Below are 14,987 nucleotides of genomic sequence, written 5' to 3'. Positions count from 1 at the left end.
TGTTGGTAGAGCAGTATTATGTTAAATTTTATACTGTACAAGTTGTCTTTGTACAGGGGGGAAGGCGAAGGTTAGTTTGCGTTGAATATTGAGTTTTTGCGAGCGTTCGAGGATGGCCAGCATTTGCTGAGGAACCTTGAAAAATTGTATTTAAAGGTAAAATTTTATGCTCGCTCGTTTGTCGGCGGTTCAAATCGGCTGTACTTGGATGCTGGTAGCGCGTGCACGCCATGCTCAAGAACAAGATTTTTAAGGCACAGTTAGTTATTAGCGATCGCTCGAACATAATCGGACGATCGCCGATTCTGGTTATGAGGGAACTTACCCCCCTTGCTCGCTATCGTTCCGGTTCAAACCAATACGGGAGTAAGACTTTCCCGGTTTGGGAAAAAAAATACATATCTACAAGTTCTGGAAACCTTTATGCAGCGGGATTTTGGCTCAATTCCACTATCCCACAAGAGGTCTGTGACACAGATTAAGAAAATCTTAAATACATGACTGCAGATGTCTAACGCTCAAATCGCCCAAACTTATATTCCAAAAGAAATACAGCCAACGGAACGACCCCCAAAAAAGGGAAGTTCCGTTAGGAACGATCGAGCCGCGGTTTCTGAAAGTGCGATCGTCCCGGTCCCTCCATTTTTATAAACGTATGCCGCGCGAGCAAATTTACCCTATTCCAAATAGCACTTACGAGTTAAAATTAGTTAACCGATATGCCCAAAAACCGTCCTTTAACTAATTCTCGAAAAACCTTGAGGTCATCAGACCAATTATCTACCAATCGGTGCAACTGTTGCAGCCGCTGTCCGAGAGTATTGCCTGTTAAGGGATAATAGAAATTGCCAGAAAATAAGGCACCAAATTCGGGTTGGTTGTTAGCCCCTCTCAACAGAATATCGTCGATTTTTAAGTTCAGTTGGCGGTTCCCTATAGTATATGCTAGTTGGAGCGTGCTCCTGACAGGAGTGCTGCCGAATTCTTGCCAAGCACCCTTTGATAACAGTGCGGTGGTTATGTAGTACGCATTTGAGTTGGTACCAGCATCAAAAGTTAGGAATATACTGGGGTTGATTTCTACAGCTTGATAGTTAGCGTTGGGTAAAGTATCCGCATATTTGCGAACCATTGTTGGTATTTGTACGTCTTTGAGAGATTTGGATTCTAGGGTTTCGGAGAAAGTGGCTGTCACGTTGTGAAAAGATGCGATCGCGCCGTTGGTAAAGGTAATTTTTGTCATGTGGGAGTCGCCCTCAGGCTGTTGGGCTAGTTGCCAATCAGGAGGGACGATGCCGCTGTAGGAGAGGAATTCAGGGGTAAAATGAGTGGGGTTGAGGTTTGGGGCGATAAGGGCGATCGCCAGTTCTTCAAATTGCGGGATTGGTTTCATGGGAATGTCGGTTTCTGCGGGTGACTTAATTTTACGTAATGGCAGCGATCGTGCAGTGGACAATTATCGATTGGTACTGCTTCGATATCTTCCACTTTTTCAGAATTGGAAAGTATGTTTGCCATAGCCTGCAAGCTTTTACTCAAGATAGGTCGATTAAACTTCTACCACCGTTGTCGAAAGAGGTGCGTAACGACTCCAGAAAGCTCCGATCTAAGATTCCCACCTCCTTCAACCGATGCAAGTCTTCAATTTGCTTTGCTGTTTCTCGAACTGTAAAAGGATGATGGGCAATTTCTTCTTTCTGTTCTTCATAAGACTTTTCAAACCAACTAGGCTCAGTAATATCTTTTTGGAGCCTAATGAATTCATCAATTGTGTTCCCGACGCACTCTACTACCTTGACCATTAACTTGATATTCATTGGTTCGAGGCAGGCTTGCAGAGTGTAGTAAATAGCCATAGCAGCACACTCTGCTTGGTAAATATAAATTCCTCCATCTATGTCAGGTACTGCGTCATCACAATCTGCGATTAGCTGGCGAATCCTGGTAAAGTCCATTGAAGTTTCTTGAATAAATTGCCACACTTCATCTAGCGCAATTCTAAGTATATCTGGATTGCCATGTTGATTTTCTCGGTAAAAAGCTCTGTAATTAGGTAAGAGTCTCTCGCAACAAGATGCTGCAAAAGCTAATTGATGAAAAGTAGAAAGTTTTGCTAGAGCTTGTTCCATAGCATCCAAGTTATAAATATCTAGATTCATAATAAGCTACCTCAATCATAAGCAAAGTTGTTAATAATATTGGTTGTCGCGATAGACCGGAAACTAAATAGTCTCACTACTCCCTGTTTGTTTGCTGCCATTGCTCCATTTTCTGTAATATATCATCTATCGAAAAAACTAAATTAATAGGACTCGCTGGATATATGCCTCTCAGCCACATATCTGTATAACAAGACAGGCAAATACCATCGCCGTGGCTTACTCCAATTGCCGCGAGCTTTTTGTTATTTAGTTCAGCCCATCTGATCATCCTTGTTTCTGCATGAAAAAAGTCACTACCTAGTCTAGGAGGTGCTTCCCAGCCAGACCTATTAACTAATTCGCGCAACCGTGTACCCAACGCCCCATCACGGTTAACGGATACAACCATTGTTACAGTACCATCTGGATTTTCAATCCGACCCACTGCAAGTACATTTCGGCGATTTATGAACTGTTCCCTCAGTTGCTTGGCTGCTGAATCTAACTCTTCTACTTCAAGAATTCTTAGTTTGCCTTCTCCATCATATATATTAACGTTTGACCGTATTCGTAGACTTCTTCTAGCTAACTCTTTCCAAAAAACTGCGCCAGCTTTGGTAAGCAAAGGCAAGAAAACTAACCAATCCCATACAGTAGAACGGCCTTCTAAGATTTCCCGCGTGCTTTGGTAAGATCCACTTGCTGTCGAGAACATTGAGTAAAGTTGCGCCACCCTCTGTCCCCAGCTAACCCCAGCCAACGATTGAGGCGCTCCCCAACCCAGCCCAATAGTAGCCACGTTCCCCATCACTCGACCCAGATTAAAGAATGCTCCCCGGTGATTTCTTGTCGCTACCTCCCCGTACTGTTGCGCCCGATATTGGGTGCTGAGTCCCCCGCTAGCTCCATCAGCAAACCCAGCTAAAAATCGATCGTATATTGCGAGTCCATCCCCACCTATAATTTGAGTTCCCGTAGCGTACCCGGTAACATAAGCCATGCTTGCCAGCACAGCTTGAGTCGCAATATTACTCAAGAATTCGCCTATGTTGGTCATGTACCCGCTAGGGTCAGTATTAACAACCGGATTAGCATGAGCGTACTGATAATCATGCAAACTCATCGGGTCATTCAGAGTGCCCTCATAAGCATCAGCCGAAACAAACCGCCCTAAAAACGGGTCATAATATCTCGCCCGTAAATAATCCAACCCAGTCTCAGTATCCCGTTGTTCTCCGGCAAACAAATAAGCATTATTAGAACCACCCGTTGCAGCAATTAAATTGCCATAAGCATCATAAGAATAGCTATCAGTAACGCCACCCAATCCATTCGTCAGCAACCGAGTCGAGCCCAACCCATCAGCATGATAAAACGACGGCTGATTCCCCTGCAACTTCCCAACCAAATCGTACCCGTAAACGTAAGACGCCTTCGGATTCCCCGCAGCATCGTACTCCTCCACAACCTGAGAATAAGGCTGCAACTCATCAATCAAATACCGAGTTTCCACCCCATCAACAACCTTACCAACTCGAATCCCTCGATCGTTATATTTATACTCAACATTCCGAGTAATTCCACCCTCAGTAACCGTCACTCCCACCAACCGATTCTCGCCATCATTCTCCCACCGATAAACAGTAGAATTATTCCCAGTTACCTCAGAAATCAAATTCCCACTGTCATCGTAAGTGTAATCAGTAACCACCCCCGACGCATTCAAGAAGTCAAGCTGATTCAAATTGTTGTAAGTGTAAGTCGTTACCCCACTCACAGAATCAGTCTTCGTCAGCCGATTGCCAACAGCATCGTAAGTGTAACCCAGAACCCGATTGTTGCCATTCGGATCGTTAGAAACCTTCTCCTCCAACAACCGATTCAAATCGTCATACTCGTACTCAACTTTCCGCCCATTTTGTTCGACTACTTCCTTGCGATTGCCAACAGCATCGACTGCATAATCGAAACTAGAAAGAACCTGCAACTCCAGGTTAGTAACCGGGTCAACCTTAACAGTCTTCACCAAATCCAAACGACCCAAACTATCGTAGATGCGAGTCTCAACTAAATTGTTCGGATACGAAGTTTTCCAGAGATTCCCCAGAGAATCGTAATCATACGTCACCGTCCCCAGATCCGGCGTACTAACCGTCTTCAAACGCCCCTCTGAATCATAGGTATAGCCAGTCGTGCGAGTCGGAGTCTTAACCTCACTAACTTGCCCGGATTCATACTTATATTCAATCGAATTCCCGCTAGCAAGATAAGGACCAACCGGGTCTTTACGAGAAATTACCTGCCCCAAACTGTCATACTTATAAACAGTTGCACCCCGACTGTCAGTAATAGTTTCTTCCAACCCATTTGTAGCGTAAGTAACGCTAACAGTTGCACCGCTAACATTCTGATACTGCTTAGCAATAACTTGGTTTTGGTCGTTGTAAGTATACTTAACCGTCTTGTTATTGAAATCCGTAATCGTGACAGTGTTAGCAACATCATCGTAAACAAAAGTAGAACGCTTGCTATCCGGTCGAATTACCGCCTTGCGGCGACCTTTCTCATCGTATTCATAAGCCGTTACCTGACCCAAAGCATCCTTAACACTTGTCAAATTGCCCGCACTATCGTAACCGTATTCAGTACGCTTTTGCAAAGCATCGACAACAGCTTTCAGTTGTCCGTTAGCATCGTATTCAAACTTAGTAGTTTTGCCATTCGGGTCAGTCGTTGCTGTTACCTGACCTTTACTATCATAAGTAGTAGTAGTCGAAGTTCCCCCAGCAAAAACAGTTTCAGTTTTTCGATTGCCAACTGCATCGTAGGTATAGGTGATGTAATTGTTGGCATCAAAACGAGTGAGGGTAACGCGATTTGCTGCATCGTATTCGTACTCGGTACGGTTGCCATCAACATCAATTTCTGCTTTAACTTGCCCGTTCTTGTAGTATTCAGTTTTAGTACGGGAATTGGTGGCTAAATAAGCTGGGGTACTCTCGGGATAAACGATATTTGTCCAGTCAACAGATTGAAGAGTTGTACCCGGAGAAATAGCGTTCAGCAATTGCTGTACTTGATTGGCTGTTTCGTTGGGATAAACAGTTTCAGTCAGCCGTCCCGCGTCGTCGTATTTGTAGTGAGTAACTCGTCCGTCACCGTCGATAGTAGCCCTTTGACGGCCACCTTTATCGTAAACAGTAATCGTTCTGGGATTGTCGGAGTTGGTGAGAGTATCGTCAGGATAAATAGTTTCAACTAACTTACCTTCGGAGTTGTAGCGGTACTCGGTTCGGCGATTCCCATCAATGCTGGCACTTTGGCGGCCATTGCTGTCGTATTCGTAAGTTGTAGTGCGCCCAGATTGGGTAATTGACTTAATTTTCCCTTCTTGGTCGTAAGTCCATTCTGTTACAAATTCTTTTTCTCCAGTGGGAGTTGCTACCTTCATTGTCTCCCGCAGCATATTGCCGTTGCTGTCGTAGGTGTAGGTAGCTTTGTTGCCGGATGCGTCTTCTAAATTAGTTACGTTACCTCCACCATCGTACTGAAAGCGGGTGATGTTATTAGCTGCATCGGTGAGGCTTAGAATATTTCCCCTCATATCATAACTATACTTAGTAACATTCCCCGCCGCATCCTTAGTCGAAAGCAAATTCCCACTCGGAGAATAGGTATAACTCGCACTATTCCCCAAAGCATCAGTCTCAGTCAAAACCTGTCCCCGACTGTTATAAGTCCACTGACTGACATTCCCCAAAGCATCTTTTTCAGTTAACTTATTCCCCTTAGCATCGTAAGTCCACTCAGTCTTTTGCCGCACCTCAACCGAATTCCCCGCCGCATTTAACTCAGTGGCTATAACAGTCTCAGTCAAAACGTTATTATCCGCATCGTAAGTCCTGTCAATCCGCTTACCTAACGGGTCAATCTCAGTCAAAACGTTCCCCCGACTGTCGTAAACGTAAGTCGTTTCCTTACCGAAAACATCCTTAACTTTCTGAATCGAATTATTCGGATCGTAAATCAACTCCACCGCCGCACCGTTGGCATCAACCATCTGCTTCAAACGCCCGGAATCATCGTATTCAGTCTTAACTCCACTCCGTCCCAACGAATCAATAACTTCAGTTAAAAAGTGCGGTCTGTCCTCATCTTCATACTCAAACCGAGTTGCATTATTCTCCCTATCCTTAACAGCAACCAAATCCCCTTTCGCATCGTATTCGTACTTGACTTTCTTGCCATCCGGGTCAACAACACCGACAATCCTCCCCGCAGCATCCCTCTCAAAAGTCACCGACTTACCAGTCGAACTTGCAATCCCCGCATCGCTAAAAGTCAGCTTATTCCCGTTAGCATCAGTAGCAGTCAGCAAATCCCCAGATGCCGCATCAATCTCGTAAACCAACCCCTCTTGAGTAGTCAACACATAAACCCCACCAAACGCCGGATTTTCAGGATTGAAGGGCTGTCCGTTCACCCCGTAATACCCGTTCTCATTCCGTATCAAATTCGCATCCTTAACCGTCAAATTCATCGTCGAACCTTTCTGAGACTCAAAAGCCGGCTTGTACATCGCAGCCCCCGGCCCAGCAGCCCCTAAATACTGATTCAAATGATGCGATTGTGGCTTGAATGTAAATGTCTCCCGCTTACCCCCCGGTAACGTAATAAACACTTTAGTTCCCGATTGAAAAGGAACAGTATTAATCCCCAAATCCTCATAAGTCGGGTCAGGTTTCAAAGAAGTCTTCAAATCCGTATCCCGGAACTCCATCCGCCAGCCGTAGCCAAAATCATCGCCCTTATTCGCATTCAAAGAATCGTAAGTCCTAGTCACGTTAATCGGAATACCCGCCACCGGAACCGTCAAATCGGTAAACGACAACCGGAAATTGCCCAACTTCAAATCGCCCGCAACATTCACCGTTCTTTCAGTAGTCGAACCGTTACCGTTGGTATCGAAAGCCGTGAATTTGAGAACGTAAGCGCCGTTAGCCAAAACAGTCGGGTCAAATGTCGCAACCGTTCCGTTGCTGACAGCAGTCGTTCCCCGATAAACCTCCTTAAACTCCCCGCCACCAACCGGGGCTACAGACAAAGTGTAGTAAGCCAAATTGCTGTCAGAAATCGTACCAATTATATTGACAGGCGCACTAATTTCTGAATCATCTTCTAGAGTAATGTTGAGAGTTGGGGCATTGACATCGGTGGGGTCAATTGCTGCTACAAAAACAGTCGCACTTCCAGCATTCCCAGGCAAGGAAGCACCCGTCCCCGAAGTATTTCGCAAATTACCAAAACTATCGTAGTTAAACTGAGCCACACCTTACTAATATCAGTCTACAGTCAATTGCGAATCGCTCACAGACAATTTGAACCCACGAGATGCTATATTATTTCCTATCGTTCCGTATCCTTCCAATTCTTTGTCTTCCCAAGGGAGATAAAGAAAATCCCCAATCTCGTCTTGATATTGTGATTTTACTACTTGATGCAGGTATCGCACGGCATAAAACTTATTAACAAAGCCAAAAACTGCTGTATCTCCTAGATCGAAAGCATTATAACAACTATGCGCCAACCAAGTACCGTCTAGGCATTCTTGTATGTAGCCCAAAAGTATGTTTTCAAAAAAAACGCTTTCGCGAGGACTGGATGTAATTATTAACCCTTTTTTACACATTTCCGTAAGCTCTGACCCCTGTCGCATAACTCCTTCCCGGTCATATCCACAGGACAATTCTTGAGTCAATGTAAAAGTGTAATCTTCAAGAGGTTCTGTGGTAAAGTTTATTACGTCTTCTACTGCTAGGTCTGTTTTTTCTGGCTCTGCAGGAAGAGAAGGAACATCGCAAACTCCTTGTGGATATTTTACTTTGATTACTTGATGCAGGAATCGCACTGCATAAAATTGATTGATAAAGCCCAACATTTCCATTATGGGCTCGAAATATGCAGTGCATGCCAGCCAATAGCCGTCAAAACATTCTTGTATACACCCAAGACGTACCCCTTCACAGGAAATGTTTTTATAAGGGTATTCTTTGACGAGCGACCCTTTTTTTCGCATTTCTGTAAGTTCTGGCTCCTGCCAAATAACCCCTTTACGATCGTATCCGTAAGACCATTCTCTGTAAAACTTAAAACTATATTTTTCGAGACCGGGTATTTGAAATTTATGATATTCGTCGTAATTATTAGGCATCAACTCACAAGTATTATTAACTACAATAATTAAAAAAGATAGCAATTATCTTCTTTAACTAACTGAGCCACACCTTACTAATATCAATCTCCCATCAATTGCAAATCGCTCACAGACAATTTGAACCCACGAGATGCCATATTATATCCTATCCTTCCGCATCCTTCATCTTCTTTGTTTTCCCAAGGAACATAAAGAATGTCCCCTATCTCGTCTGGATATTGTACTTTTACTACTAGATGCAAGTATCGAACGGCATAAAACTTATTGATGAAGCCAAAAACTGCTGTATCTCCTAAATCGAAAGCATTATAGGGACTATGCGCCAACCAAGTACCGTCTAGGCATTCTTGTAAATAGCCCAAAAGTATGTTTTCAAAAAAAACTCTTTCGCGAGGAATGGCTGTAATTATTAACCCTTTTTTACGCATTTCCGCAAGCTCTGGTTCCTGCCGAATAACTCCTTCTCGGTCATATCCGCAGTCCAATTCTTGAGTTAATGTAAAAGTGTAATTTTCAAGAGGCTCTGGGGTAAAGTTTATTACGTTTTTTACTGCTAGGTCTGTTTTTTCTAGCTCGGAAGGCAAATAAGGAACATCGCCTGCTGTTTGCGGGTATTTTACGTTAATTGTTTGATGGAGAAATCGCACTGCATAAAATTGATTGATAAAGCCCAAAGTTTCTATTATGGGTTCAAAATATACAGTGCTTGCCAACCAAGACCCATCCAAACATTCTTGTATACACCCAAGACATCCCCCTTTACCCAAAATATCTTTATAAGGGTATTCTTTGACTATCGCTCCTTTTTTCCGTATTTCTGTAAGTTCTGGCTCCTGCCAAATAACCCCTTTACGATCGTATCCGTAAGACAAATCTCGGTTGATATGAAAACTATATTTTTCGAGACCGGGTATTTGAAATGTATGATATTCGTCGTAATTATTAGGCATAAAATCACAAGTGTTATTAACAACAATAATTTAAAAAGATAGCAATTATCTTTTTTAACTATTAGTTTGTGTGGACTCTGCTCATCAAACAATCTAGATATCACCCTGAAAACAAAAAACTTAAATTCAGTCAATAAAGTTAGCAAGAACTAAAATTACTCCTTGTTTCAATGCTTCTTTCGCCATCATTTGCTTATCTGTTTTTGAGATACCGCGACCACGCTCACCAGATTCTCCCGGCATAGCTTCTAGTAATGAGATATAAGAAACAAACGGTAAAAGCTGATTCTTGGCGGCGTAGTTAGACATAGCTTGCCATTGGTTATCGTTTTCTTTTATATCCTTTCGTACAGCAGCTTGAGTCAATTTAATATCACCGATGAGATATGATTTTGGATTTTTCGGTGCATAGTTACCTTCTATAAATACAAAGTCTGGGCGAGAACCACCCCCCCTATTCTCTTCTACGATTCTACGAGTCTGGGGGTCGTTATAATTGTAACAATCGAAGCCACTCCTTGCATCTCCATTTGTCTGTACTTGTGGGAAAAACCGTAAACTTTTTATTAAAGGAAGACCCTCAAAATCAAAATACTGGCAGATTGTGTCGTCTAAGAAGTCTTCAAATATGTTACCATCACGGGCTTTAAGAAGATCTTTTGCCAGGTTTGTACCCGGCATAAAATTGCCGAACGCACTCATTACAATATTACCTGTGGTTTCTCCCAATTTGTCCAAAACGTAGTCTTTTGCTTCAGCTCTTGCGTAGGTGTTAATAGCAGCCAAGGCACTTTGTGTATTTATTGTTGAATTAAGTTCAGCGATCGAAAACATCCCCGTAGGATCGCTATAAACATGAGGATTGTTGTAAACAAACTGATAGGGATTGCTACTCTCAGGTTCCATCTCAATCAAATCGATCGGATCGTAACTCATAAACCGCCCCGTTTCTGGATCGTAATACCGCGCCCGGAAATTGTACAAACCAGTCGCATCATCCAACCACTGTCCCTGGAACCGGAAATCCCCACCTGCATTCCCAGGTAAAGAAGCTGCTGTCCCAGACGAACTTTTTAGGTTGCCAAAACTATCATAATTAAACTTAGCAACACCTTGACCGCTAGCACCCGCCAACCCAATCACCGAACCCATCGCATCAGTCAAATAATAAACCGGATTCCCGCTGCCATCAAACCGCATCAACGGTTGATTTCCTGCATACACATAAGCGCCCAAAGCATTACCATTCCCATCCATCACCAACTGCGGCGACTCCAAACCATCACCCATTGAAGGCGCAACCAGATAATCCCTTTCACCCGCCGCACTCTTCACCTCAACCCTGCGACCAGAACTATCATAATCGTACTCAACTAACACATTTACCGCAGCATCCTTCACCTGCGAAATCAAATTATCGGTATTGTAATCAAAATCCCGAATCACCCCATTTCTATTAACAACATCCACCCGTCCCCCAGCATCATAAGTATAAGTATCCACATTCGACCCATTCGTCACCGAAGCAAGCTGATTGACATTCTCGTAACTGTAAGTCCCCGCAGCCAAACCACTCGATACAACTTGACGGTTGCCAGCAGCATCGTAACCGTAATCAATCTCCTGCAACAAAACCCCAGCTGCACTGTAATAAGTTTCCTTATCCACCCGCAGCGCAGTATCGTACTCCAACCTCACGTAAGAACCATCTTCCCTTGTAATCTTAGTCGGTTCCCCAATCCCTTTTCGTTCGTAAGCAACAGACGCCAACACCGTCACCCCATCAGGAGCAAAATGAGTAATCTTCTCAACCAAATCCGTCTTATCCTGATACTGGTAAACCGTCTTCACCCCATTCGGCAAAGTCCGTTCTTTGAGACGATTTACTGCATCGTAAACCATCGCAGTTTCTAACACTTGACCGCCGGGAGAAGTTGCCTTCACTTTATCCGCATTGCCATTCGCATCGTACCTGTATTCAGTTATGTAAGCAGTAGAATCAGGCGCAGTCTTATCAGCTTTAACCGCAACCTTCTCAACTCGACCCAAACCATCTCGTTCGTAGCGAATGCTGCCGCCGTTAGGATAATCCAAGCCTGCAAACGCACCAGTATCGGGGTCGTAGTGATACGCAGTCGTTCCCGCAGCATCCGTCACGCTTAAAAGCTGACCGGTTTCTGCATCCCAGTTAGAAACAACTTCTCCATCCAATGTGGAAACCCTGCGCTTTTCCTGTCCCGCCGCATCATACTCGTAACTTACAGTTACTCCGCTGGGCAACTTCATTTGTTCGAGGCGGTTGGTAAGTGAATTGTAAATAAATTCCTTTTCACCGCCATCGGGATAGATAATTTTCTTGAGGTTTCCATCCTCGTACTGATAGGACAGCAAAGTTGCTTGATTCGGTCCGGTCACTCGTTCCAACCCGCTTTCACCGTAGTGATAAGTATAGACAGCATCGCCCAAATCCGTAACCGTCTTCAACCGTCCCAAATCATCGTAAGTAAACTTGCGGTCATTGCCGCCCCGGTCTATAATTCGAGTCGGATAGTCTTTCGCTTCCTGCAAGTTGTTGCTGAAAAGATACTCAACTTTCGACTTGGTTCCGTCGGGATAAATCGTTTCAACGGGCAAGTAATTAGGAGACTGTATTGAAGTTGTCTCCCTTCCCAACGGGTCGATAACTGTCGTTCCGTTAGAATTGTAGCGGTATTTCCAGATATGACCGCGCGGGTCAGTCGTAGTTTTCATCCGACCGTTAGAGTCGTAAGTATAGCTGGTCGTGTAGCGGGTGTTAGCATCCAAAACGACAGTTTTTCCTGCTAGCTTGCCTATCAAATTATCTGCTACGCCGGGATCTGGGTCAACGCCTACCAGCGTGTCATAGTGGTAGATAGTTTCCACCCCCGTCGATTCATCTTTGACACTTTTAACCCTGCCAATTTGGTCGTACCCGTACCGGGTAACGCTACCGCTAGGGTCAGTTTCAGTTTCCAACTGACCTGCTTCATTGTATGTAAATTTAATCTCGCCGCCACCGTTCGTTACCCAACCTCCCAACTTGCCATCATCCGTAAACTTGCGTTCGATACGGCCGATAGTTGGGGCTTCTATGCTCGTCCAATCGGCTCCAGCTCCTTCATAATCGTATTCTACCCACAAACCGCCACCGTAATCTGCTCTCGTTTGCCGTCCCAGTCCGTCATATTGGAAAGTAGAAGTAACGCCATTTTCAGTCATGGTTTCCAACAAACCTTTAGCGTTGTAAGTCATTGTTGTTTCGTTCCCCTCAGCATCTTTTATCCAGCGGGGGTTGCCAAAAGCATCGAAATTGCCGTAATAAGTAGTGCCGAAGGTATCGGTTTCTTGAACGACTCGACTTTGGGAATCGTAGACGTAGGATTGGATGACATTACCGAGTCCATCCTGCATTTTTAGCATATTGCCAGCGCGATCGTACTCCATTTTTATGGATGCCCCTGTTGGCATGACAATGGAGGTAGGCTGACCGTATTTATTGTAGGTGTAGTTAGTGATTCCAGGCACCGTACCCGGACAGCCGCAGTAGGGTTCGGTACGGGATAAGAGATTGCCGCTAGCGTCATAGGTGTATTTTGCTACCAATCCGGCGGCATCTTTTGTTTCGATTAAATTGTTGTTATCGTCGTACTTGAAGTTAGTTTCTTGACCTAACGCATTGACTTGTTTGACAACATTGCCGCGCAAATCGTAGACATAGGTAGTGGGATTGCCGAAAGCATCTTTGACGGTTTGAATTGAGTTGTCTGGGTCGTAAATCAACTCTACGGGATCGCCGTCTGCGTCAATTATTTTCTTCAAGCGACCTTTGTCATCGTATTCAGTTCTGACTCCCGTGTTTCCTAGCGGGTCGATGACTTTTTCTAAATAGTGAGATTGGTCGGTGTTGTAAACAAATTCTGTTTTATTTTGTTCTTGGTCGGTGGCGGCAACCAAATCCCCCTTCGCATCGTATTCGTACTTAACCTTCTTCCCATCCGGGTCAACAACACCGACAATCCTCCCAGCAACATCCCTCTCAAAAGTCACCGACTTACCCGAACTGCTAGCAATCCCCGCATCGCTAAAAGTCAGCTTATTCCCGTTAGCATCAGTAGCAGTCAGCAAATCCCCAGATGCCGCATCAATCTCGTAAACCAATCCTTCCTTCGTCGTCAACACATAAACCCCACCAAACGCCGGATTTTCAGGATTGAAGGGCTGTCCGTTCACCCCGTAATACCCGTTCTCATTCCGTATCAAATTCGCATCCTTAACCGTCAGAGTCATCGTCGAACCTTTCTGAGACTCAAAAGCCGGCTTGTACATCTGAGCACCCGGCCCAGCAGCCCCCAAATACTGATTCAGATGATGCGGAGTCGGCTTAAAAGTAAAGGTTTCCCGCTTACCCCCCGGTAAGGTAATAAACACCTTAGTCTTGCTGTCAAACGGTACGGTATTAATCCCCAACTCCTCGTAAATCGGGTCAGCTTTCAGCGAAGTCTTCAAATCCGTATCTCGGAACTCCATCCGCCAGCCGTAACCAAAATCATCGCCCTTATTCGCATTCAAAGAATCGTAAGTCCGAGTCACGTTAATCGGAATACCCGCAACTGGAACAGATAAATCAGTAAACGACAACCGGAAATTGCCCAACTTCAAATCACCAGCAACATTCACCGTCCTTTCAGTAGTCGAACCGTTACCGTTGGTATCGAAAGCAGTGAATTTGAGAACGTAAGCGCCGTTAGCTAAAACAGTCGGGTCAAATGTCGCAATCGTTCCGTTGCTGACAGCAGCAGTTCCCCGATAAACCTCCTTAAATCCTCCGCCATCGCCCGGAAATTGCCCGCCACCAACCGGAGCAACTTCCAATGTATAGTAAGCTAAATTGCTGTCACTAATTGTGCCGGTGATATTGACAGGCGCGGTGATTTCTGCATCATCTTCTAAACTGATGTTGATAGTTGGCGCGTTGACATCGCTAGTATCAATTGCAGCCACAGAAGCAGTCGCATTCCCCACATTTCCAGCCGCATCTTTAGCTGTCGCAACTGCCGTAATAGTGCCTAAATTATTTAACTTGACATTTGCTTGACCTTGTGCATCTAAAACAACAGGAGTGCCGTTAATAGTTAAGCCCAAAGATTCGACTTTTACGTTATCAACAGCATTCACAGTAAACGTGACATAATCCCCAACATCGACGGTATTGTTGCTAGCAATTAAACTTACTTTCGGCGCAACAGTATCGGCAACAACACTTAAATTGTAAGAAACAGTAACGCTTTCTCCAAAAGTATCAGTCACCTTAACCTCAACCGGATGATTGCCGATATTAGTAGCCGAGGGCTTCCAACTAATGCGGCCGAATTCATCAACAGTCATCCCGCTGGGAGATTGAATTAAAGCAAAAGTCAACAAATCTCCATCAGCATCAGTCGCCTTCAAATCGTAGCGGTAACTTTGACCAGGCGACGCAGATTGAGGCGGAATCTGAGGAACAACAGGCGTAGAATTCGCCCTGGCACTTAACTCAAAACCTTGGGCCGCACCCGTACCGGAATTGTCAACAGCCCCGACTACCACTTGATGGTTTCCAGCAGTAGGATTGTTCCAAGTAATCGCACCAGTAGCCGAATTAATTGTCATTCCCGGAGGAGA

Annotated in this window: 7 protein-coding genes; 1 reads left to right on the top strand and 6 read right to left on the bottom strand. The window is 44.6% G+C overall.

Annotated elements, in window-relative coordinates:
• Nucleotides 1-230 precede the first annotated feature (230 nt).
• Nucleotides 231-482: a hypothetical protein gene (locus QUB51_RS25530; RefSeq protein WP_333058385.1), complete on the top strand. Its 252-nt coding sequence runs from the start codon at nt 231-233 to the stop codon at nt 480-482.
• Between the two features lie 224 nt (nt 483-706).
• On the opposite strand, the gene QUB51_RS25525 is transcribed toward QUB51_RS25530, so the two are convergent.
• The 6 genes from QUB51_RS25525 to QUB51_RS25500 form a co-directional block, all read right to left on the bottom strand.
• Nucleotides 707-1,456 (bottom strand): hypothetical protein, encoded by a 750-nt coding sequence (locus QUB51_RS25525; protein WP_333058384.1) that lies wholly within the window; start codon nt 1,454-1,456, stop codon nt 707-709.
• 79 nt (nt 1,457-1,535) lie between these two features.
• Nucleotides 1,536-2,159, bottom strand: coding sequence for a DUF416 family protein (locus QUB51_RS25520; RefSeq protein WP_333058383.1), 624 nt, complete (start codon nt 2,157-2,159; stop codon nt 1,536-1,538).
• A gap of 76 nt (nt 2,160-2,235) precedes the next feature.
• Nucleotides 2,236-7,470, bottom strand: a complete 5,235-nt coding sequence (locus QUB51_RS25515; protein WP_333263771.1) for an RHS repeat-associated core domain-containing protein — start codon at nt 7,468-7,470, stop codon at nt 2,236-2,238.
• 12 nt (nt 7,471-7,482) lie between these two features.
• Nucleotides 7,483-8,352: a hypothetical protein gene (locus QUB51_RS25510; protein ID WP_333211860.1), complete on the bottom strand. Its 870-nt coding sequence runs from the start codon at nt 8,350-8,352 to the stop codon at nt 7,483-7,485.
• 83 nt (nt 8,353-8,435) lie between these two features.
• Complete coding sequence (locus QUB51_RS25505; protein ID WP_333211858.1) at nt 8,436-9,305, bottom strand: hypothetical protein; 870 nt, start codon at nt 9,303-9,305, stop codon at nt 8,436-8,438.
• A 126-nt stretch (nt 9,306-9,431) separates the two neighbouring features.
• On the bottom strand, nt 9,432-14,987 hold a 5,556-nt coding region (locus QUB51_RS25500), incomplete at its 5' end, for an RHS repeat domain-containing protein (RefSeq protein WP_445299474.1).

Origin of the sequence: Microcoleus sp. AT8-A3, assembly GCF_036705675.1 — a bacterium.
Lineage (GTDB): Bacteria > Cyanobacteriota > Cyanobacteriia > Cyanobacteriales > Microcoleaceae > Microcoleus.
Note: the sequence above shows the minus strand (reverse complement) of the source record. Positions and strands in the feature narration are given on the sequence as shown.